The sequence below is a fragment of the Clostridium tertium genome (assembly GCF_902652255.1).
GTDB classification, from domain to species: Bacteria; Bacillota; Clostridia; order Clostridiales; family Clostridiaceae; genus Clostridium; species Clostridium tertium_A.
Genome location: NZ_CACRTO010000048.1, coordinates 91,560 through 114,986 on the forward strand (window position 1 = coordinate 91,560; position 23,427 = coordinate 114,986).

Here is a 23,427-nt window from a genome sequence, read left to right on the forward strand (position 1 = left end):
CATAGGCTTATAAAATATTTCCCCTATTATATTATCATGTTATTGCTATCTATGCAGGTATATTAAATTTCTTAACTAATTTAACTCCTAATAGACCACCAACAACAAGTGTTACTAAAAATACCCAACCAGATAGTGAAAGATTTGCTATACCTGAGAATAAAGCTCCAACATTACATCCACCTGCAAGCTTTGCTCCATATCCCATTAATATACCACCTAACCCATAGAATACAACATCCTTAGCTTTAAAGTTCACAGTTAGCTTCCATCTTCCAGCTAATAACATACAGATAGCAGCTCCTAAAATAATACCTATATTTCTTACTGAAACTGGATCATTTAATATTCCTTTACTAACTACCCCAACACTTCCTTTAAATGCTTCTATTGCTCCAAAGTCTATACCTAGTTTACTAAATAACCATACTCCCCAATGAGTATATGGACCTGATGCACCCCAACTTGAATTAGTTGTATTAATTATAAATATAAATAATATTGCTATTAATGCAGCTCCTGTAAAGAAAGACCATCTTTCAACAAAAAGCTTATGATATGTTTTATTGCTTAAAACTTTATATTCATTATCTTCTTCAATTGCCTTTTCCCATTCAGAATATTCTTCTAGCTTAAAAGTTCCAGCCTTTTTTCTCTTATTTTCATATATCTTAACTATAAAATATAATCCTAAAAGTAGTAATAATGATACTAATACTGCACCAACATATCCAAAAGTATCTGGTAAATAAACAGTTAATGAATTCTTATATAAGAATGTTTTCTTTAATGAAGGTAAATTCCAAGTACCAAGCATTCCTCCTATACAGAAGAAGAAAAGAACTATTAAACCTCTTACTGATCCTTCACCAGTATCTGATAATGTACCTGAAGCACATCCTCCGCCTAGTACCATACCAATTCCAAATAATATTCCACCAATTATAAATCCTAATGAAATTGCAGATACACTTCCTGTACCAGGGATAGTAGCAACATCTTTAGCAGCTCTAAAAGCAGCTTCAGCTCCAGCTTGTGCTCCTGCATAATGAATTCCAGCTGCTCCAATTACACTTATAGCAAATAAGAATAATAACGCTTTGCTTAGCTTTCCATCACCAGTCATAGCTATCTTTCTAACTCCACCAGCAAATCCAAATCTAGATCTTTGTAATACATAACCTAACATTAATCCTGTAATTAGAAATAATGCTAACTTACTTTGATCCGCATACTTAGTCATAATAAATGCAGTAATTGTAGCAATAATTCCAAATCCTATAAATATTTGTCCTTTTTTCATGATATCCTCCTATGTTACTTAAATTTATATTAAAGTTTATAAACCCCTATTTTTATTCAGAGGCTGCTTTACAAACAGCCTCATCAAAAATTAAACTTGTCCCAAAGTATTTTTTATTAATCAAAGTTGTAATCTGTAACTACCTTTTCTCTTCCGCTTATCATATCATTATAGTATTCATAGAAACTAATTCCCATAAATCCACCTGAAATGTTATATATATTATCAAAACCTAAATGTCCTAGAGCTAGTGCTGCATTATAACTTCTTTGTGCACTTCTACAATGTAAATATACTGGTACATTCTTAGGTATTTCATTAACTCTATCTCTTAATTGACTTAATGGAACATTCTTTGCTCCCTTGATATGACTTAATTCATACTCATCTTCTTCTCTTACATCTATGATATAAGCTCCACTTTCTACTAAATCTCTTACTTCATGTACATAAACTTGTTTAAATGTTCCTTGAAGAAGATTAGTTGCAACTAATGCTGCATGGTTAACAACATCTTTTGCAGTTCCAAATGGTGGTGCATAGCAAAGTTCTAAATCTGCTAAATCATAAACTGTACCATTAAACTTAATTAATGTAGCAATTACATCAACTCTCTTATCTGCATTTCCTCTACCTATTGCTTGTGCTCCTAATACTCTTCCTGTTGGTACTTCAAATATCAATTTAAAATGAAGTGGTTCACTTCCTGGCATTAATCCTACTTTATCCTGAGGTATTACCCTAACAACTTCATAATTAATATTTAAGTTAAGAGCTTTAATTTGACCTTCTGTTAAACCAGTAGATGCTCCATTATAATCGAACACTTGGATACATGATGAACCAATAAATCCAGTATTTCTAACTGGTAATCCATTAATGTGATCTGCAACTGCTCTTGCTTGCTTTTGAGCTGGTCCTGCAAGTGGAAGCTTAGTTATGCTATTTGTTAATGCATGATGAACTTCTATTGCATCTCCCACAGCATATATATCTTTATCATTAGTCATATAATTAGTGTTTACTTTTATAGCACCTGTTTGTCCTATTTCTAATCCAGCTTCTCTAGCTAAGTCTGTCTCTGGAATAACTCCAATTGCCATAACTACTGCATCTGATATTATCTTCTTTCCTGATTCTAAAACTACTGTATCTTTTTCAAATGAACTTACCTTATCCCCAACTATAAGGTTAACTCCATTGTCATACATAGCTTTATGTAAAACTTGTACCATATCATAGTCAAATGGCTTCATTATTTGATCCATTGCTTCAACTAAAGTAACGTTATATCCTGCTTCTTTTAAATTTTCAGCAACTTCAACTCCTATAAATCCTCCACCGATTACAGTAATGTTTTTACTTCTATTTTCTTTAATAAATACATTTAGTTTAGCTATATCTACTACATTTCTTACTGTAAATAAATTTACCTCATCAATACCTTTTATAGGTGGAACTATTGCTTTAGCTCCTGGTGAAAGTACTAGCTTATCATAGCTTTCAACATACTCTTTTCCATTAACAACATTTCTTACTGTAACTTCTTTCTTTTCCCTATCAATTCTAACTACTTCACTAAATACTCTTGCATCTATTCTATATTGGCTAAAGAATTTTTCTGGTTTCATTAAAACTAAATCTTCATGATCTTCAACTTTACCACTTAGATGATATGGTAAACAACAATTTGAAAATGAAACGTGTGGACCTCTTTCAAACATTATTATTTCAGCATTCTCATCTAATCTTCTTAATCTAGCTGCAGTTGATGCTCCCCCAGCAACCCCTCCAACGATAACTACTTTTTTACTCATACGATTACTCTCCTATCTATATTAAACAATTAATTTGACTAATCAGTATAGATTGTTAAATTTTTATCCTTCTTTAGGATAACATATAATAACTCATTATGTGTAATAAGTATTCCTTATCTACAATAAGCAAATGTTATACACACTAAAAAAGTATATTTTATACATCTTCAACGCAAGTTTTATATATCTTCAAAATTTGACATATATTATATGGTTAATATAGAATATAAGAACTATGAAATTTAGAGGAAGTGAATAAATGAATCTAACTTACTTACGTGCTTTTTATATAACTGTAAAGTGTAATAGTATCTCTAAAGCTGCTAAACAGCTACATTTAACTCAACCTGGACTTAGTATGCAATTGCAAAGCTTAGAAAATGATATCGGTGAAAACCTTTTAAGCAGAAGTAATAAGGGCGTTACCTTAACTGAAGAAGGTAAGGTGGTATTTGAATATGCTGAAAGTATGCTTTCATTACAGGACAACCTTGAGCGTAATTTAAAAAATCTAAGAAATAAAAAGTCTAAACTATTTATTTCTTCATGTAAAAGCATTGGTGAACATATATTACCTTGTAGCATTTATACCTTTAAAGAAATACACTTCAATATAGATATATCAATGGAAATAGATAATTCATCAAATGTTATAAAAAACCTTATAAACCATGCTACTAATATTGCTATTATTCAAGATATGGATGTTCCTGATAATATTAGTACAACTCCTATAATGCCTGATAAACTAATCTTAGTTGGAGGTAGAAATATTACTAAAAGTTCTATTTCTATAGAGGAGCTTACTAAATTACCTTTAGTTTTAAGGGAAGAAGGTTCAGGAATCCTTGCTTTACTAGAAAAATCTCTTCAAAGCAAATTAGTTTCATTAGATGACTTAAATATATTAATTTCTTTAAACTCCCTTGAGTCTATAAAATCATCAGTGGCTTCTGGTAGAGGATACTCCTTCCTTCCAGAATCAGTAGTTACTCACGAACTTAGGACAGGTACCTTAAGAAAAATTACTATTGAAGGCTTAGAAATTCCATATAATTACTATATAGCCTTTAGAAAAAACTATAATTTTACAGATCATGAAGAAAAGTTTGTTCAATTTTTAACATCAAATAAGAGATGTTTTTGTTATTAGATATAACTAAAGGAGCTGTTTTTCAAACAGCTCCTTTAGCTTTTTTATTACTCATTATTTACTTTATATTGTGATATATTATCTTCTCTATTTTTCTACTTTATTTTTCTAATTAAGAATATACCTGCTAAGCTAAGGAAAGCTGCTAATACTGGGAATATAACATTTGTTTCATCAGAAGTTTGTGGAACTGTTGTATTATCTTCAGTATTATTAGTATTATTATTATCAGTATTATTGTCCCCTATAGACCCTTCTTCTGACTTATAAGGTTTATTCTTAAATGCTTCTTCCCATTCTTTTATCTCTGAAGCTATTATTGAAATTTCTCCGTTATCTTTAACTACTAACTTTCTAGTAGCATCTGATTTTATATAGCCCTTTGGTGCTGATTTTTCACGTACTATATATTCTCCTGGAAGTATATTTTCAAATCTTACAACTCCATTTTTATCAGAAATAGAAATTGCTATAACCTCTGTCCCCTTAAGAAGTTCAAAGGTTGCATTACTTAAAACAGAGTTTTCATCGCTATATTTAATAAACTGAATTGAGTTTTCCACCTTATTAATAAATAGAGTTTCTGCTTCAACCTTTGCTTCTCCAGTAAGAGAGCTTATTCCGTTATCATCAACTGTAACATCTATGACTTTATCAGAAGTCTTAAAATATTTACTATGTGAACTTACTTCTCTAATCTTATATTCACCTGGCTTAACATTCAAGAATATTACTAAACCATTTGCATCTGAGAATACTGTTGATCCATATCTCTCACCATTCATTAATAACTCAAACTCTGCACCTGTAAGAGTACTCTTCTTATCATTAATATATTTTGTAAAGCTAATATCACCTAAAATTAATTTATTTACATATAATAAATCTAACTCTTTCTCTGTTTTAACTACACCATTTTTCTTAAAAGTAATTTTCCCATCACTGTCTACTATTACTTCTACCTCTATCTTAGAAATTTCATAACCATTTGGTGCTTTTGTCTCTTTTAATGTATAAGTTCCTTGTTCTATATCATTAAAAGCTACTACTCCTGTATCTTTAGAAATTGTAGTATATTTTTTACCGTCTTTATATAGTTCAAATTCAGCTCCTTTAACTAAGTTACCGTGGTTGTCCTTCTTGTTAAATTGGAAGGATCCTAATTTTTCATCAACATTTTCATCAATCTTCTCATTTTCAATTTTAGTAAGAGTAGCTCCATCAATAAATGATGCACCTTCTTTTGTAACATTTATTGTCCAAGGTCCTGCTTCTTTATAACCACTTGGAGTAGTCTCTACTAAAGTGTAAGTTCCTAATTCAATATTTTCAAAACTTACAATACCATTCTCATCAGATATAGCTTTAGCGATTTCCTCATTACCTTGCACTAATTTAAATTCTACATTTGAAATAGCTGCATTTGTTCCATTCTCTACCTTATTAAAACCAAAGTCTACTTTTGTTTCAATAATATTATTTACGTAAAGTGAATCTAACTCTGCTAATTCTTTATATTGTCCATCTAATTTAAATGTAACCTTCCCATCTTTATCTACTGTTACTTCTAATTCTGTATTAGATATTTCATATCCATTTGGCGCATCAGTTTCTTTTAATGTGTAACTTCCTTCTTTTATATTATTGAAAGATACTAATCCATTATCTGTAGAAGTTGAATTATACTTTTCTACTCCATCTTGGAATAAAGCAAATCTAGCTTCTTTAACAACTTTTTCATGATTATCTAACTTATTAAATTGGAAGTTTCCTATAACTTCAACATTCTCAATTTTTATAAGCTCTGTTGTTGAATTTTCATTAACAACGAATGCTCCCTTTTCAGTAACTTTTATTTCTACTGGTTTTAACTCCTTGTATCCAAATGGTCTTGTTTCTACCAAAGTATACGTTCCTAATTCAATACCCTTGAATGTTACAACACCATTTGCATTAGATCTTTCTGTATCAATTAATTTATCTCCTTGTAGCAATTTAAATTCTACACCTTCAATACCTATGTCCGTTCCAGATATAACTTTATTGAAGTTAAAGTCTACTTTGCTAACATTGTTTACAAAGATTTCACTTAAGTCTGCTAAAGTTATCTCCTTACCATCTATCTGAAATATAACTACTCCATCCTTATCTACTGTTACTTCTACTTCTGAAGTAGATATATCAAATCCTTCTGGTGCATTTGTTTCTTTCAATGTGTAGGTTCCTTGCTTTATTCCATTAAAAGATACTATTCCATCACTTGTTTTATTTTCTCCTGTTATAGTAGCTTTAAATAACTTGAAAGTATTCGCAATAGTTATTTTCCCAGTAGAAGTTGAAGTATATTTTTCTTCTCCATTTTGGTATAATCCAAAAATTGCTCCTTTAACTGTCAATCCATGATTATCTTTCTTATTAAATTGGAAAGCTCCTGTTTTTTCAACGATCTTCTTATTTTCAATCTTCTTAAGTGGCTTGCCATCTATACTTGCACCATCTTTTGTAACATTTACCATCCAAGGTCCTGCTTCTTCGTAACCACTTGGTGTTATTTCTTCTAGAGTATAATTTCCTAATTCTATATTTTCAAAACTTACAATTCCATCTACACTAGATTTCCCTTTAACTATTTTATTATCACTGCTCTTTAAGTTAAATTCTACATTTGGAATAGCTGTGCTTGTCCCTGATATTACTTTATTAAAACTAAAGTTTGTAGTACTTACATTATTTATGAACAATGTATCTAAATTTTCTTCTGTCTTATCAACTCCACTCTCTTCAAAAGTAACTGTTCCATCATTTGTTACTGTTACTTCTACTTCTGAAGTAGATACTTCATATCCTTCAGGGGCTTTTGTTTCTTTTAATTTATAAGTTCCTTCTTTTATATTGTTGAAAGCTACTGATCCCTTATCTGTAGAAGTTGTATTATACACTTTACTTCCTTGATACAATGTAAACTCCGCACCTTTAAGTAAGTTTCCATGATTGTCTTTCTTATTAAACTTAAATGACCCTGTTTTTTCAACAACCCTTGTATTTTCAATTTTCTCAAGTGGTTTACCATCTATACTTGCACCATCTTTTGTAACATTTACTTTCCAAGGTCCTGCTTTTTCATAGCCACTTGGTGTTATTTCTTCTAGAGTATAATTTCCTAATTCTATATTTTCAAAACTTACAATTCCATCTACACCAGATTTCCCTTTAACTATTTTATTATCACTGCTCTTTAAGTTAAATTCCACATTTGGAATAGCTGTACTTGTTCCAGCTTCCACCTTAGCGAAGCTAAAGTTTACTGTACTCACTTTATTAATAAATAGTGCCTCTATATCTGCCTGTGTTTTTACTGCATCATTTTTTTTGAAAGTAACTGTTCCTTCATTTGATACTATTACTTCTACTTCTGCTTCAGAAATATCATATCCATTTGGAGCTGCCTTCTCTTTTAAAGTATATAATCCTGCTTCTATATCAGTAAATGATACTAATCCATTTTCATCAGAAGTTGAATTTATTTTTTCTTCATTTCCTTGATATAGTGCAAATTCTGCACCCTTAACTGCATCTCCATGGTCATCCTTTTTATTAAACTCAAATCTCCCTGTATTATTAATAGGTGAACTTCCTAATTTACCTTTGAAAGGTCCAACCCAGTGTAATTCTGAACTAGTACCTGAACCATCCAACCCATTTGCTATAATAGTACCATTAATAGCACTGTATCCATCTGCACTAAATGTAATATCCGCATTTGGAGCAAGTAATGAGCCACATAGTCTAGTACTTTTTATTTCAATATTCTTTATTGCTGGATCGAATGTCCATATAACACGATTTGCAAGACTATCTGTATTTTTATCATAAAATTGAATATTTTTAATAAAAGTATCATTATACTTTATAGTATTCCCTTTTACCTTAATAACAATTGTGCAATCTTCTGCACCCTTAGGATAATCAAAATTAATACTTTTACCTGTTAAAGAAGAAAAATCGATCTCAAAAATATTAATTCCCTTGACACAATTCAATGTAATTACATTATTAGCATCTACTATTTCTGCTGTATTCTTCCTATTCCATAAATCTTCGTTTAATTTTACAAGATCCGCCTTTGCTTCTTTTAAAAAGCTATCTATTTGTTGCTGCTTTTTGTAAACTGCTCCATGTCCCATATCTAAATTGTTTGTATCTACGCCTGTCCCTACTACAGCATCACCATTAGTAATTACCGTTTTCTTTCCAAGTACACTTTCTTGGGACATTACTCCTACATTAAATTCTGGGATTATAATATCACTAAACTGATTTATAGCAGGGCTTGTGCCAGCTTCAAAAGTAATAATACCAACCTTATCAATTTTCTTAGCTGCAACTGGTCCTCCAGTCTCATTAAAGTTTTTAAACTCATTAAATATTATACCGCTAAAATCATCTGCCCCACCTAATTGATCCTTATCAGATACTGGAGTCCACAGCAATTTATTAGCATTAATTCTTTGTGTATTATTATCTCTAGGTGGAATTGTTGATCCCTCTATTACTTCAATTGTATAAGTTCTAGTTGCTTCCCCCCATATTTCAAGAGACACAGTTGTAATACCTATGTTTTTTCCCTCAACTATAACTTTCCATTTACCATCAGTATCTGCCTTATAACTAATACTCGCTATATTTTCATCAGCTATTTTCATAGTTGGTGTAGAACTCGGTTGCTCCAAAATTACAATTTTTTCTCCTATACCTACCTTAATCGTACTAGACTGTTCAGTAGCCATTACTATATTAGTCATATTCAACAGCATCAGCAAAGCTGATAAAGTAAATGCCATTATTCTTTTTAATCTCATAATCATACCCCCTTATTTATATACATACTTACTTATTTTACATTTATCTTACACTTTTTATTATACAATATCTAGTAATTTAGGTAAATATAATTATTGATGTTATATTTAAGTAAAGGTTGTCAGGAAGATTTTTTAATATTAATTGTAATCTTAAGTTGAACTTAATTCCATCTAATGTTAATCCTCATATAATACGACTTAGATTTCTTCTATTTTTATATTTTTTTCCTTTTCTTATGTAGCCTTACTTTAATCGGTAAACTTCAACTTTTAACATTCAACATTTAACATATTATTTATTTTAAAGAAAACGTCAAAAAAGGTTGTAGTTTAAACTACAACCTTCAACAATCTAAAATTATCTTCTATTTTGTTCTTTTTTAGCTCTTCTACAAGATACACATCTTGTTGGCTCATTTTCGAATCCTTTTTCTTTGTAGAATTCTTGTTCTCCTACTGTAAATACGAATTCGCTTCCGCAATCTCTGCATGTTATTGTTTTATCTGACATAACTTCCTCCTAAAATTAAAGATTCTAAATTGATACAATAATCTCTAATTTACGAGAAACTATTTACCTAAATGAAACTTTTTTTGTTAGCAACTTTGCTACTCATTTATAATAACATAATATTTATCAAATTGCAACCTTTTTTAATTATTTATTTAAAATAATTAAAATTATTACAATATTTTGTAATAACAACATTGTATATAAGTAAAATTACATTGCTTAAACTGCATCTACTCTATAATCTAAATTCAAATCTATAAATTTTAATATACTTTTTAATTAGTTGCCTAATTTAATTGTTAACATTCCTTTTAAAAGAATAATATGTTCCTATAAAATAACATATATAAACACTAATCATCAAGGCAACTCCAAAAATCACACTTAAAATAAATGTAGTATCACCAACGAAAACAGTAATTACATCCTTATAATATATATAAAAGTTGTATATAAATATTGAAACACCAACTATGGCTATACCTATAGGAATTATAAAATACAATGAAACCTGCTTTAATATAATCTTATTTATCTCCTTACCTTCAACCCCTAACTTTTTAAGCACATTAAATCTATCTTCATGCTCAATAGAGTCAGAAAGTTGGCTAAGTGATAGTATAGTTAAGCTTATCATAAGAAGTACTACGCCTAAATATATTCCCAGAATCCTCATAGCTAAAGTTGTAACTAAAATATTATTAGTTTCTAATGAATTAATTCTCGTATCAATTACCCTATATGTTATATCTCGCTCAGCACTATATTTTTTAACGAATTCAGAATTATTATTTCTAAACCAATCATTTACATAGTTAATTTTAAAATCACCAGCATCTTCATAACTCATTTTATTTTTAATATTAGCTACAAAATTAGTTTCTACAAAATCAAGTTTCTCAAGTACTTTATCTGGTAAAATTATAATATTTTCTGTATTGTAGTAAAATCCTTCTCCGATGGATTCTTTATAGGATGAATTTTCACTAATATTATATGTTTCTTCCTCAATAACAATTTGAGAATTTTTATCTACATACTCATTTATTCTTTCATCTGTAGAAGCACTATACCATTGTGTAGTAAATTCATTATCTTCAAGTTCTATTTCTTTATATCCTAGCATTGCTCTTAATTTATTAAAATCACTTAATTTTATTGCTAGCTCTTGTGTACTCTTATCATCAGCTTTTATGATATATTTTTCTACCTGGCAGTAGTTCTTTATATCATAGCCCTTATCATTTAAGTAATCTATAACCTCACTATAATCTAATTTAGGCAGCTCTTTAATGTTACTTATATTAGCTTCTTCTAAAAATCTTGAATTATAATTATTTCTTATATCTATATCATAAGGAACTCTCATATCTAAATATCCAAGGGCCCATTGAGCCATTACAAGTGTTATTATAAAACTTATCATAGCCCCTAAAAAAGTCATTGATATTGTAGCCATTAGTATTGGTGCTGTCTTTATTTTAGATACTATTGATCCTATTAAAAATAAATTTGTCCCTTCATATTTAAAATTAATCCACTTGTCCTTTATGTGTACCATTATATAGGAAATAGAATAAAATAATGCATAAGTTGCAATTATAAAAGTAATTAATGATACCCCTATATATATCAGTGACTCAATACTGTAATCAATTTTTGAATTTAATATTTTAATAGTACAACTACCACAAATAGCATATAAAATTATTGATAATGCAAATATTACACTATATGCTTTGCCACTTCTTTTAAACTGAAACTCAACTTGTTTATGCGCATTTAACATATCTATAAGCTTTATTTTTTTTAAAACCATAAAATTATATAATCCTATTATGCAAAACATAGATATAAAAAATGTAAATGTAACTCCTAATGTATCCATATATAACTTCATACTAAATGTTACTTCTTGTTTTGCACTTATTAAAACTATGGCTGTAATTGCTTGAGAAAATAAAGTTCCTACAAATATTCCTGCTATTATAGCTAAAACTCCAATTACAAGTGTTTCAACAAAAAACATAAGTGCTACACTTTTTTGTTCTGCTCCAAGTAATACATATGTTGCAAACTCCCTTTGGCGCCTTCTTATCATATATTTGTTTACGTAAGATATAAGTATAATAAGAATAGCTGTAATTATATAAGTTGAATATTGTAATATTAACTTTAAGGCTTTAAAGTTATAAGAATCCTCAGTAATTAGTTCATAACTGGAACTAGAAAGTGATGTAATGGCATAAAATAAGCTTACACATATTGTTATAGTTATAAAATAAATTAGATAATCTTTAATAGACTTTTTTGCATTACCTATAGCTAGCTTAGCGTACATCTCTAACATCACCACCTAATAATGCTACTACATCTAATATCTTATTAAAAAATTGTCTTCTTGTATTTTCACCTTTCAATAATTCTGTGAATATCTTCCCATCCTTAATAAATAGTATCCTATCACAATAACTAGCTGTAAAAGAATCATGAGTCACCATTAATATTGTTGCATCTAAATCTTTATTTAAATTTGATATCATTTCTATTAACATTTGAGCTGATTTTGAATCAAGTGCTCCTGTTGGTTCATCAGCTAATATTAACTTAGGATTAGTTACTAATGCTCTTGCACAAGCAGTTCTTTGCTTTTGTCCTCCTGATACCTCATAAGGATATTTTGAAAGCAAATCTTCTATTCCTAGTTCTCTTGCAACGCTTAAAACCTTATTATCTATTTCACTTTTTTTAGTTTTATTTATAGTAAGAGCTAAGGCTATGTTTTCATGAATAGTCAATGTGTCTAAAAGGTTAAAATCTTGAAAAATAAACCCTAAATTTTCTCTTCTAAATTTCGCTATATTCTTTTGATTTATTTCCGTTAAATCTTTTCCATCTAAAAAAACATTCCCAGAACTAACATCATCAATTGTTGCTATAAGATTTAAAAGAGTTGTCTTACCTGAACCAGAGGGCCCCATAACACCCACAAATTCACCTTTATATACATCAAAACTAATATCATCTACAGCTTTGACTACGTTCCCCTTATTTCCATAATATTTTTCAACGTTTTTTAAGCTTAATATATTTTCCATTTATCTCACCTCAATAGGATTGTACATCATTTATACCCTATCTAATTCGATTTAATATTACTTTAATGTTACAATGTTGTCACCTTATATGTTTCTACTTATCTCACCACAAAACTCCCTTTTGGAAATGTGATTATAACCTTTGTATATAAGCTTTCCTTAGACTCTATATTTATTAGTAATCCTAACTTATTACATAACTTTTTACATAAATATAAACCTATTCCTGTAGATTTATTATGTATCCTGCCTTTGCTACCTGTAAATCCCTTTTCAAAGACTCTATTTATCTCTTCTTCAGGTATTCCAACTCCATTGTCCTCAATTATAAGCTGAACTCCATTTTTAACGTTATAAGTATATATTCTTACTCTTGGATTTTCTAAATTTCTATATTTTATAGCATTAATAACAATTTGATTAATTATAAACTCAAGCCATTTACTATCACAATATACATTCTTATCTACATTTTCTATTTCAACATCTATATTATTAAAAATAAATATTTGCTTATTTTTTATTATGATTTTATTTATACATTCTTCTAATGACATTTCCTTTATTAAATAATCTTTTTCTACCTCTTCACTTCTAGCATAGAATAAAGCTTGTTCCACATATCTATCTAAACTTTCAAGTTCCTGTAAAACACTTCTTGATGTAATTGTCTTATTATTTTCTTCTATAAGCTTAATAGAGGCTATTGGTGTTTTAACTTCATGTATCCACTGTTCTATGTATTCCTTATATTCTCGCCTGCTATTTTTAATAGAATTTATCTCTTCTCTCATTGACTTGCTAGCCTTTTTTAATAAGTGATAATAAGGTTCTGCCTCTAAATACCTTGGCTTATCGATAACCTCACTTATTAAGTATTTTTTATCTAAGTTATCTATACTCTTTAAAATATTATTGTAAAAATCTTTTCTATTTTTATATTGAAAAAATAGATAAACTCCAAGCACTATAATCCATGTAGCTGATATAACCTTTAAAGTATCTAAGGTATTTCCAACACTAAAAAGAAAAATTAATAAAGTTATTAAGCTAATTGAGTTTAAAAATATAACCAAAATTCTACTTTTTAAGAAATCACCTAAACTCATACCAAATAACCCTGCCCTCTTTTAGTTTTTATATAATCCTTTACTCCGATTTCCTCAATCTTGCTTCTTATCCTACCTATATTAACTGTAAGAGTATTATCATTTACAAATATTGAATTATCCCAAAGATATTCCATAATATCTACTCTAGAAACTATCTTTCCTTTATTGATTAATAGATAATGTAATATCTTAAACTCATTTTTAGTAAGCTCAATAGATCTTCCATTACACTCTGCTGTGCTTGATAAAATATTTATCTTAACTCCATTATGCTCAATTACATCACTACTTCCTTTGCCTGGATAAGCTCTTTTTAAAAGAGAACTTATTCTTGCCAATAAAATTTGAGTATTATATGGTTTGGTTATAAAATCATCTCCACCTAAAGTAATTCCCATAAGTTCATCTATATTTGTATTTCTACTTGTTATAAAAATTATAGGTATCTTTGAGAAACTACGTATCTCTGTACATATTTGAAACCCATCATAATTCGGTAAATTTATATCTAATAAAATTAAATCAGGATTATTTTCTTTTACTACTTGAGGTATCTTATCAAAAGCCTTTGGCTTATTAATGGAATATCCATTGCTAACTAGCAAATTTCCAATCTCATTTTGCAGCTTCTCATTATCATCAATTATCATTATAGTGTACATACTCATCAAACCCTCATTCTAAATTATTCTCAATATCTATTATACATTATTTGAATATAGTAAGTTTTATAAAAAGCCACATTTAACTTATTATGCGGTTCTCCGTATCTGTATTAAGTAAGGTTTTTATCTATCATGAAACCTGGAATTTGTCTTAGTCTCAATACTTGAAATCATATCCATCTTCCGGTTCACCAACAGAATAACCTAATACAGCAGTCAATTTATCTTTTAAAAGTATTAACCACTCACTCCATTCTTCTTGCGGCAGTTCCGCATATAGTTGCAGTCCGCTTGGTTCTAATGAAGCTTCAATCCGTCTACCATCTTCACCTCACCATTGTGGACATCCATTTATGAATCCTTTCCAATATGGCATTTCAACATAAACTTATTTCACTTTTTAATAATACTTTAATTTTCTCAAATAAAAAAATAACACCTTAAAGTTACAATCTTCATACTGTAACTTTAAGGTGTTATGATTAGAAAATGCCTGTGTTAATACTAATATATTGTAATTACATCTATATTCTCACTAATAACTGAAGTTTTATTTCATGTCAGATATTATGAGTAATATCTACAATCAATAATTTTTATAAACTAAATTATATTACTACTGTTAATAAATCTTCTTTAAAATCTATTTGTTTTTTATCGATTTCTACAACATCTAAATAATTATCTGAGTTTGTTATGATTACTGGTGTGATTAAAGAATATCCTTCTTTTTCAATTGCTTTAATATCAAACTCTACTAAAGTCTGTCCTTTTTTAATTATGTCTCCTTGTTTAGCTTTTAATGTGAAATGTTTTCCTTCTAATTTTACAGTATCCATACCAATATGTATTAATATTTCTGCTCCATTATTAGTTGTAATTCCCATAGCGTGTCCTGTTGGGAATAGTGTTGTAAGTATTCCATCTGCTGGAGCTACAACTTTCCCCTCTGTTGGCATTATCGCTATACCTTTACCTAATGCACCACAAGCAAAAGCTTCATCTTCAACATTTTTTAGCTCTGTTAATTCTCCTTTTAATGGGCTTGAAATAACTTCTTGTTTAACTAATATATTTTCACCATTTTGTGAACCATCTGTATTAGAATTATCATCTTCCATATCCTTTGGATCTAATTTTACAAATAACATTACTAAAAATCCTAAAATTAAACCTGCTGCCATTGCTATAACAACTCCATAGAATCCCTTGTCAAGTCCATTTGGTCCTATAAAATTCGGTAAAACAAATATTCCTAAACCACCTGGCGTATATTTTTTAGATTCAAAGAAACCAATGATACCTCCTGTAACTGCACCTATTATACAGCTTACTATAAATGGTTTTTTTCTTGGTAATGTAATACCATAAATTGCTGGTTCAGTAACACCAAAGATTCCTGAAATGATTGATGGAACACATAATGATTTTAATTTCTTATTTTTTGCTTTTAATGCTATTGCTAAAACTACACCTGTTTGTGCAAAACATATTGCAACTGAAGTAGCTACAATTGGGTCGTATCCTAAAACTGCGAAATTGTTCATTGCTATTGGAGTTAATCCCCAATGTAAACCAAACATAATAAATATTTGATAGAATCCACCGATAAATAAACCTGCTATAGTTGAGTTTAAATTATAAATTGCTAATGTTATATTTCCTAATATTTCACTAGCATATGATGCTACTGGTCCTATAGCTAAAAAAGTAACAGGAACTACTACTACTAAAGTTAACATTGGAACAATAAAAGTTTTAACAATATCTGGAACAATTTTCTTAAATAACTTTTCAACATAAGATGCAAATACAATTGAAATTATAACTGGAATAACAGTTGAAGCATAACCACCTGAAGGCATTATAACTGGAATACCAAAGAATTCAATTGTCTTACCTGCAATGCCTGTTATTGTAGGATGAACAAGAGATGCACCTATTGCCATAGCTACAAATTGATTTACATTAAACTTCTTAGCTGTTGTAAATCCTAAGAACATTGGAAAGAAATAAAATAAGCTGTCTCCAATTGATTGTAGTATAGTGTAAGCACCACTTTCAGTACTTAACCATCCCAAAGCAACAAACATTGATAAAAATCCTTTAATCATACCAGTTGCAGCTAATACTCCAAGTACTGGTTGAAAAACTCCTGATATAATATCAATTAATTTATCGAAAGTCTTCATCTTTTCTGAAGAATTATTTCCTGAACCTTCAGAAAGTCCTGCAACGGCAACTACATCTGCATAAACATCTGGAACATGATTTCCTATAACTACTTGATACTGTCCACTACTTTGAACAACTGTAACTACACCATCCATATTTTTCAATACATCTGTGTTGGCCTTTTTTTCATCTTTTAACTTAAAACGTAATCTAGTTATACAATGAGTTAAACTGCTAACGTTTTCTTTACCTCCAACATTTTTAATTATTTCTTTTGCAAGATTTTCGTATTTCATAAGCAATCGCTCCTTTTAAATTAATCATAATCTTATATATAAAAAAGCAAGACCTAAAGTTTAATAATACTAAAATTACTTTTGTATTTTTAAACCTATGGTCTTGCCTGATTCAACAGTAACAATCCTAAATATTTAATTATTTCTATATTATCTATTAACAATACGCTTAATATGAAGTGTCAAATAAAGCTGTTCTTCATAACTTAACTCTATATTTAAATATTTTTGTATCTTAAGCATACATTTATAAGCATCTTTATATTTTTCCTTTACTTGTTGTAAAAGAAAGTCTTCATTTTCATTTCTATACTGTGTTTTATTATTAAGTCTTTTAAAGAAAAATCTTAAATGAGTAATAAACCTTTCATAGTTTAAAGATTGTTCATCTAATTCAATATCAAATGTATATTTTACAATATTTAGTATATCCTGAATCTTTTTGGTCATACTATAAGCAATGTCAGTTTTATCGCTTTTTCCATTAATCTGCGCTGTTATCAAGTGAAGTGCAATATTTCCGGCTTCTTCTTCATTAATCTTTTTACCAAACTCACTTTCAATAAACTCTAAAGCCTTTAATCCAATATTATATTCTTTAGGATAAAACTTTTTTATTTCCCAAATCAATATATTTGGTCTTTCTATTCCTTCATCAAATAATTTTAATGTATAACTTATATGATCAGTTAACGTTACATAAATATAATCATTAAGTTCACAGTTTAACATGTTCTTAGCATATTCCACAATATCATAGCACAATGATATTTGTTCTGTAGGTATGTGTTCTAAAATCATTTTAAACTTTTCTAAAGTATCCTTTTCCTTTAAAATAAAAGTTTTTTCTATTAATGATTCATCTACTTCATCGCCAACTTTTTTTCTAAATGCAAGTCCACATCCAATGATAACAGAATCTCTTCCATTGTCTTCTTTAACCATAACTGCATTGTTGTTAAAAATTTTATCTATCTTCAATGCATATCACCTCATACTCTATTCTATACTTGACTATATTAAAAAATAAAAACCTTAATTAATTAAAAGAAATAAATATAATATTCCTTCTACTTAATTAAGGTATAGCCTGATCGAATCAGTAACAATCCCAAGTTAATGTAACCGTTTATTTTCAATTTCATCATACTTTTTTTATGATAACTTGTCAATACTTTTTTTTAATTTATATACTTTAATCAAAAGCTTCCAAAACTCGATTTTGTTTTGCATTAAATAATTTATTCTTCATTTTTAAATCAGATTTTAAAATATAATAGAATTAATATTAAGTAAGTTATAGTTCTTCTCCATTAGTTTTTATTACATTTTTATACCATTCAAATGATTTTTTCTTCTTTCTGTCTAATGTACCTTCTCCAGCATTATCCTTATCTACATAAATGAAGCCATATCTCTTTTCCATTTCACCAGTACTTGCACTTACAAGATCAATGCATCCCCAAGGAGTATATCCAATTAAGTCTACTCCATCTTTAACAGCTTCCTTCATTTGAATTATATGATCCTTTAAATATTCAATACGATAATCATCATTAATTGAGCCGTCTTCCTCAACTTTATCAAAAGCACCAAGACCATTTTCAACTACCATAAGTGGTATATTGTACCTTCCATACAACTTATTTAAAACATATCTTAATCCTTTAGGATCAATCTGCCATCCCCAATCACTTGCTTTAAGATATGGGTTTTTAATTCCACTAACTAAATTTCCTGAAACTTTGTCTTTTCCACCCTCTGATGATTCACAGTTACTCATATAATAACTGAATGTATAATAATCTACTGTTCCTTCTTTTAAAATCTTCTTATCTTCTTCAGTTATATCTAAAACAATATTATTTTCTTCAAAATATCTCTTAGCAAAGAAAGGATATTCACCTCTAACATGTACATCTCCACAAAGATCATTTGCCACTTGATCCATCTTCTGTGTAAGTAATATATCATTCGGATTACATGTATAAGGATATTTTGTCATATAAGCAATCATACAGCCTATTTTAAAATCCTTATTAATACCATGACCAAGCTTTATTGCTTTTGCACTTGCTACAAATTGATGGTGAAGTGCTTGAAAACGAATCTGCTTGTTATCATTTTGGTGTAATAAATCTTCTGTGCCTTCATTTAAAATACCAAGACTAAGATATCCTCCTACTGGCTTTGTACCGCAATTAATTTCATTAAATGTAAGCCAGTATTTAACTTTATCCTTATATCTGTTAAATATTACGTTACAGTAGTTAACAAAAATATCTATTACCTCTCTTGAAGCCCATCCATTATATTTTTTAGTTAAATTAAAAGGCATCTCATAATGTGAAATAGTAACTAATGGCTCTATATTATATTTTTTTAATTCATCAAAAACGTCATCATAAAACTTTAATCCTGCTTCATTGGGCTCTTTATCATCACCATTAGGGAATATACGTGTCCATGCTATAGACATTCTAAATACCTTAAATCCCATTTCTGCAAATAACTTAATATCCTCTTTATATCTGTGATAAAAATCAATACCTTCATGACTTGGATAATTTAATCCATCAATAGTTTCTCTAGTAATTTTACGTGAAGTAGTGTGAGTTCCTGCTGTCAGCATATCACTTGTACTTACACCTTTCCCATCTAAATTCCATCCACCTTCAAATTGGTTAGCAGCTGTAGCACCGCCCCATAAAAAATCTTTACTAAATCCCATAGAATGTTCCTCCTTAGATTTACAAATTAGAATTATTTATTAAAAAAATAAAAGACCCATCTGTAGAGATATAAGCAATTGAACAAAATACAATCCTTATAAACTCATACAAATAGGTCTAGCTTGTCTTTTAACAATAACCATCCAATTTTTATATTCACATTATAAAACAATCTAAACACTCTGTCAACGATTTCACTTATTTATCTTTTATACCTTTCCATTAAAAAACCTTCTCATAAATATTATTCTTAGTATCTATATTAAATAAAATATAGATTTATACTTAATGTTATATTTCTCTTTATTTATTTGACTCCCCTTAAATTGCTTGTTTTAAAAATCTCTAATATTTTTTAGGCTTTTTCGTCTTCTACCGTCTCTATTAATTTATTAGGTTTTGTAGTTATATTTAACTATTCTTTAATTTTAATCTTATTGAATCACATATTCAATATCACCTAACAATGAAATTTATTTCACCATATTTATACAAAACCATCTGAATTATTCAAATAAAAACAACTGAATTAAATTCAGCTGCTCTTTTAAGACTTAATACATTATATTTTTAATTATATTTCCTAATAATTTTGGTTCTCCGCAGATATGCTTCTCAGTAACTACTATAAATGAGGTTTTTCCATTTTATTCTTGTGTATATATTCTACATAAATATGGTATAATTCTAAAGTATTATTTATAAATTCCGTAGTGGATGGCTACGGGGGTTTTGAATGTTTTATCCCCCTTGGACTATTTGGTGATACTTCATCATAGTTAGGGGGTGGTATTGGATATGCTAGAATTAATTATAAAGAACTTTGTTGTTATTTATATAATTAGATTAGTTTTAAAACATAATCTTTTTGTTCATTATTTAAAGATTTCAGTAAAATTTATTGGTCTTGATATTGAAATTAAAAGCAAACAAAAAGATGCTCCATCCCGCAAAGATTAGCATCATTTTGTTTATATAACCAATTATATTTCCAATAGCCCTAAAACAAAATAAATGTTCTAAGGATTGCTTAGTGTTGTCGCACTAAGTTTTTCTTATTTAGCCTTGCATTAGCTCGATTTACTAAATCAAAAATTTAGAATCTCACTTATATTATATCAAATTTTTATAAAAAATAAACCTATATAATTTTTTCTATTTAAAAGTCTTAATATCACCACTATAAATTATAACTTATTTAATAAACGTCTTTGCTTCCTTTAATATTCTTTTTGAACTATCAAATTGAAGTACATTCATTGTTTCTTCATATTTCATTAAATAAGCGCCTTCTAATTCATCTTCTTGATAACATAGCTTTTGCTTATCATACTCTGCAACAAAATATATTATTCTTTTAATAACATCTTTCTTATTTGGAATTAGATATTCATCTATTGTTCTAAATCCTTTAATAATATGTGCTCTTACACCTATTTCTTCATATATCTCCCTTAATGCAGCCTCTTCTTCAGTTTCATTTGCTTCAATATGCCCTTTTGGAAATCCATAATATCCTTCTAAAGATTTTACAATCGCAAAATAAATATTATTTTCTTTACGCGTAAATACTACCGCTCCGCTTGATATCTCATATTTCATAACTAACCTATTCAAATTCATTTATAATTATTTCTGATATTATACTATGTAAAAGCTTATTCTATCGCTCTCTAGTTTCACTTTCTTCTAGAACTTTGGTGAACCTCTCTAAGATACTCTTTTTTTAATTCGATCTTACTTCTGATACGGTATTTTCACAAGCAAAAACATTGTTAACCATTGAAAACACTAGCTTAATAGTACTTCCTCACTTACTTGTGGTACGGTTCTCCGTATCAATGGTAAGTGAGGTTTTTCATGCTTTATTATAATGCTTAATAAAAAAGATTATTGTTAGATTTCATTATAGCTTAGTGGTAATCTTATCTCAAAAATAGTTTTATTTTCATCACTACTTGCTGAAATAAAGCCACAGTGCAACTCAATAATACTTTTTGTTATTGCTAACCCTAATCCTGTCCCTCCCATTTCCCTATTCCTAGATTTTTCAACTCTATAAAATCTATCAAATATATAAGGTAAATCTATTTCAGGTATAGCTTCCCCATAATTTATAATTTGTACAACAGCCATTGAATCTTCAACTTTTGTTATAATATCAATGTAATATCCATCCTTTCCATATTTAATTGAATTAGATAATAGATTTTCAAATGCCCTAACCAATTTTCTTGCATCCCCATAAATTATTAACTTATCCTCTGAAAAATTAATTCTTTCCTTCATATTTGCTTTTTCAAACTCATATTTAAAATAAACTACTAATTCTCCTAATAAGTCTACCAAATTTATTTGTGATTTTTCTAAAACAATATTGCTATTTTGCATTTTGGTTATTTCAAATAAATCATTTATAAGGAAACTTAAATCTTTAGATTTTTTATATGCTATATCAACATAATATCTAAGTTCTAATTCATCTTTATATTTATCCGAATCAATAAATTCTAGATAGCCTATTATTGATGTTAATGGAGTTCTTAAATCATGAGAAACATTAGTTATTAAATCATTTTTGGTTTTCTGAGCTCTTCTTTCCTCTATCATCATTTTTTTTAGTTGCATTGACATATTATTTATATTATCTACTAAACTTTTAATATATCCATATGATTTAATATCTATTAACCTATCTAAATTTCCCTTTGCCATTATTTGTGTTTCTTCTATAATTGTAGCTAAATCTTTATTTCTTTTATAGGTTATACCATAATTTATTAATAAAAATAAAGGTAATCCTACAATTATATACAAATATCTCCCAATATCCTCATATTGCAATGCATTCCATATATTGTATATAGCGATGATAAGTTTAATATTTGTGTATCTATATAATAAAATTATTATTTCTCTAATTAAACTTGCTATTATATATGTTACTAATGCTGATATTCCCATATCACCTATTGGTCTTATCCAACAATGAATAATTATATTATTTTTCAATTTTATATCCAACTCCCCATACCGTATGTATTATTTTATCTCCATATGAGTTTTGTTCTAATTTTTCTCTTAATCTGCTCATATGCACCATAACTGTGTTATTGGATTGATAATACTTCTCTTTCCAAACTTTTTCAAAAATTTCCTCTGCACTAAAAACCCTTCCTCTATTAGTAGCTAATAAATATAAAATTTCAAATTCCTTAGCAGTAAGTACTACTTCTTTTTCATTGACCGCAACTTTATGCTTTCTCTTATCTATAATCATATTATTAATATTAATAATATCATCAGAAATTTCTATTTTAGAATTTAAAAAGTACGACCTCCTAATTAATGCTCTTATTCTAACTATTAATTCTAAACTCTTAAAAGGCTTACATATATAATCATCTGCTCCAGTCATTATTCCTTGTATCTTATCCATATCCTCACTCTTTGCACTTAACATTAAAATAGGAATATTACTATTTTCTCTTAACTTCTTACAAACTTCCAATCCATCCATATCTGGCATCATAATATCTAATACTACTAAATCAATCTCTTCTCTATTTAATATTTCTAAAGCTTCTTTTCCACAACTAGCTTTAAATACAATATATCCTTCACTTCTAAGGTTTATTTCTAATAAATCTCTTATTTCTTTTTCATCATCTACTACAAGAATATTATTATACTTCAT

15 protein-coding genes are annotated in these 23,427 nt (G+C 28.5%); 1 reads left to right on the top strand and 14 read right to left on the bottom strand.

The features are described 5' to 3' along the window. Positions 1-49: 49 nt before the first annotated feature. Positions 50-1,303: a YeeE/YedE family protein gene (locus GPX08_RS15665; protein ID WP_156627759.1), complete on the bottom strand. Its 1,254-nt coding sequence runs from the start codon at positions 1,301-1,303 to the stop codon at positions 50-52. A 116-nt stretch (positions 1,304-1,419) separates the two neighbouring features. Next, positions 1,420-3,120: a pyridine nucleotide-disulfide oxidoreductase gene (locus tag GPX08_RS15670; RefSeq protein WP_156627760.1), complete on the bottom strand. Its 1,701-nt coding sequence runs from the start codon at positions 3,118-3,120 to the stop codon at positions 1,420-1,422. A gap of 262 nt (positions 3,121-3,382) precedes the next feature. On the opposite strand from GPX08_RS15670, the gene GPX08_RS15675 reads away from it, so the two are divergent. After that, on the top strand, positions 3,383-4,276 hold the full coding sequence (locus tag GPX08_RS15675) for a LysR family transcriptional regulator (protein WP_156627761.1): 894 nt from the start codon (positions 3,383-3,385) through the stop codon (positions 4,274-4,276). A 95-nt stretch (positions 4,277-4,371) separates the two neighbouring features. On the opposite strand, the gene GPX08_RS15680 is transcribed toward GPX08_RS15675, so the two are convergent. From GPX08_RS15680 to GPX08_RS15735, 12 genes are all read right to left on the bottom strand, one after another. Then, on the bottom strand, positions 4,372-9,135 hold the full coding sequence (locus GPX08_RS15680; RefSeq protein ID WP_156627762.1) for a hypothetical protein: 4,764 nt from the start codon (positions 9,133-9,135) through the stop codon (positions 4,372-4,374). Positions 9,136-9,496: 361 nt separating this feature from the next. Then, entirely contained in the window at positions 9,497-9,649 is a 153-nt protein-coding gene (locus tag GPX08_RS15685) for a cytochrome C551 (RefSeq protein ID WP_156627763.1), read from the bottom strand. A 295-nt stretch (positions 9,650-9,944) separates the two neighbouring features. Continuing rightward, positions 9,945-11,993, bottom strand: a complete 2,049-nt coding sequence (locus GPX08_RS15690; RefSeq protein WP_156627764.1) for an FtsX-like permease family protein — start codon at positions 11,991-11,993, stop codon at positions 9,945-9,947. After that, positions 11,983-12,750, bottom strand: coding sequence for an ATP-binding cassette domain-containing protein (locus GPX08_RS15695; RefSeq protein WP_156627765.1), 768 nt, complete (start codon positions 12,748-12,750; stop codon positions 11,983-11,985). Before GPX08_RS15695 ends, GPX08_RS15690 begins: the two co-directional genes overlap by 11 nt. A 98-nt stretch (positions 12,751-12,848) precedes the next feature. Next, complete coding sequence (locus tag GPX08_RS15700) at positions 12,849-13,859, bottom strand: sensor histidine kinase (protein WP_156627766.1); 1,011 nt, start codon at positions 13,857-13,859, stop codon at positions 12,849-12,851. Then, a complete protein-coding gene (locus GPX08_RS15705) occupies positions 13,856-14,524 on the bottom strand; it encodes a response regulator (RefSeq protein WP_156627830.1) in 669 nt (222 codons plus the stop codon). Before GPX08_RS15705 ends, GPX08_RS15700 begins: the two co-directional genes overlap by 4 nt. Before the next feature lie 611 nt (positions 14,525-15,135). After that, positions 15,136-16,998 carry a PTS beta-glucoside transporter subunit IIABC gene (locus GPX08_RS15710; protein ID WP_156627767.1) on the bottom strand — a complete coding sequence of 621 codons (1,863 nt, stop codon included), beginning with the start codon at positions 16,996-16,998 and terminating at the stop codon, positions 15,136-15,138. A gap of 150 nt (positions 16,999-17,148) precedes the next feature. Beyond that, a complete protein-coding gene (locus tag GPX08_RS15715) occupies positions 17,149-17,979 on the bottom strand; it encodes a PRD domain-containing protein (protein WP_156627768.1) in 831 nt (276 codons plus the stop codon). Positions 17,980-18,295: 316 nt separating this feature from the next. Next, positions 18,296-19,729: a 6-phospho-beta-glucosidase gene (locus GPX08_RS15720; RefSeq protein ID WP_156627769.1), complete on the bottom strand. Its 1,434-nt coding sequence runs from the start codon at positions 19,727-19,729 to the stop codon at positions 18,296-18,298. 1,195 nt (positions 19,730-20,924) lie between these two features. Further along, the gene (locus GPX08_RS15725) at positions 20,925-21,353 is read right to left on the bottom strand and encodes an NUDIX domain-containing protein (protein ID WP_156627770.1); all 429 of its coding nucleotides are present in this window, start codon (positions 21,351-21,353) and stop codon (positions 20,925-20,927) included. Positions 21,354-21,626: 273 nt separating this feature from the next. Beyond that, the gene (locus GPX08_RS15730; protein ID WP_156627831.1) at positions 21,627-22,694 is read right to left on the bottom strand and encodes a two-component sensor histidine kinase; all 1,068 of its coding nucleotides are present in this window, start codon (positions 22,692-22,694) and stop codon (positions 21,627-21,629) included. Positions 22,695-22,731: 37 nt separating this feature from the next. Next, on the bottom strand, positions 22,732-23,427 hold the full coding sequence (locus GPX08_RS15735) for a response regulator (RefSeq protein WP_156627771.1): 696 nt from the start codon (positions 23,425-23,427) through the stop codon (positions 22,732-22,734).

Coding starts and splice junctions, on each gene's coding strand:
- GPX08_RS15685 (WP_156627763.1), bottom strand. CDS start 9,649: ATGTCAGATAAAACAATAACATGCAGAGATTGCGGAAGCGAATTCGTA.
- GPX08_RS15670 (WP_156627760.1), bottom strand. CDS start 3,120: ATGAGTAAAAAAGTAGTTATCGTTGGAGGGGTTGCTGGGGGAGCATCA.
- GPX08_RS15730 (WP_156627831.1), bottom strand. CDS start 22,694: ATGGGAATATCAGCATTAGTAACATATATAATAGCAAGTTTAATTAGA.
- GPX08_RS15735 (WP_156627771.1), bottom strand. CDS start 23,427: ATGAAGTATAATAATATTCTTGTAGTAGATGATGAAAAAGAAATAAGA.
- GPX08_RS15700 (WP_156627766.1), bottom strand. CDS start 13,859: ATGAGTTTAGGTGATTTCTTAAAAAGTAGAATTTTGGTTATATTTTTA.
- GPX08_RS15720 (WP_156627769.1), bottom strand. CDS start 19,729: ATGGGATTTAGTAAAGATTTTTTATGGGGCGGTGCTACAGCTGCTAAC.
- GPX08_RS15665 (WP_156627759.1), bottom strand. CDS start 1,303: ATGAAAAAAGGACAAATATTTATAGGATTTGGAATTATTGCTACAATT.
- GPX08_RS15695 (WP_156627765.1), bottom strand. CDS start 12,750: ATGGAAAATATATTAAGCTTAAAAAACGTTGAAAAATATTATGGAAAT.
- GPX08_RS15725 (WP_156627770.1), bottom strand. CDS start 21,353: ATGAATTTGAATAGGTTAGTTATGAAATATGAGATATCAAGCGGAGCG.
- GPX08_RS15675 (WP_156627761.1), top strand. CDS start 3,383: ATGAATCTAACTTACTTACGTGCTTTTTATATAACTGTAAAGTGTAAT.
- GPX08_RS15680 (WP_156627762.1), bottom strand. CDS start 9,135: ATGAGATTAAAAAGAATAATGGCATTTACTTTATCAGCTTTGCTGATG.
- GPX08_RS15710 (WP_156627767.1), bottom strand. CDS start 16,998: ATGAAATACGAAAATCTTGCAAAAGAAATAATTAAAAATGTTGGAGGT.
- GPX08_RS15690 (WP_156627764.1), bottom strand. CDS start 11,993: ATGTACGCTAAGCTAGCTATAGGTAATGCAAAAAAGTCTATTAAAGAT.
- GPX08_RS15705 (WP_156627830.1), bottom strand. CDS start 14,524: ATGTACACTATAATGATAATTGATGATAATGAGAAGCTGCAAAATGAG.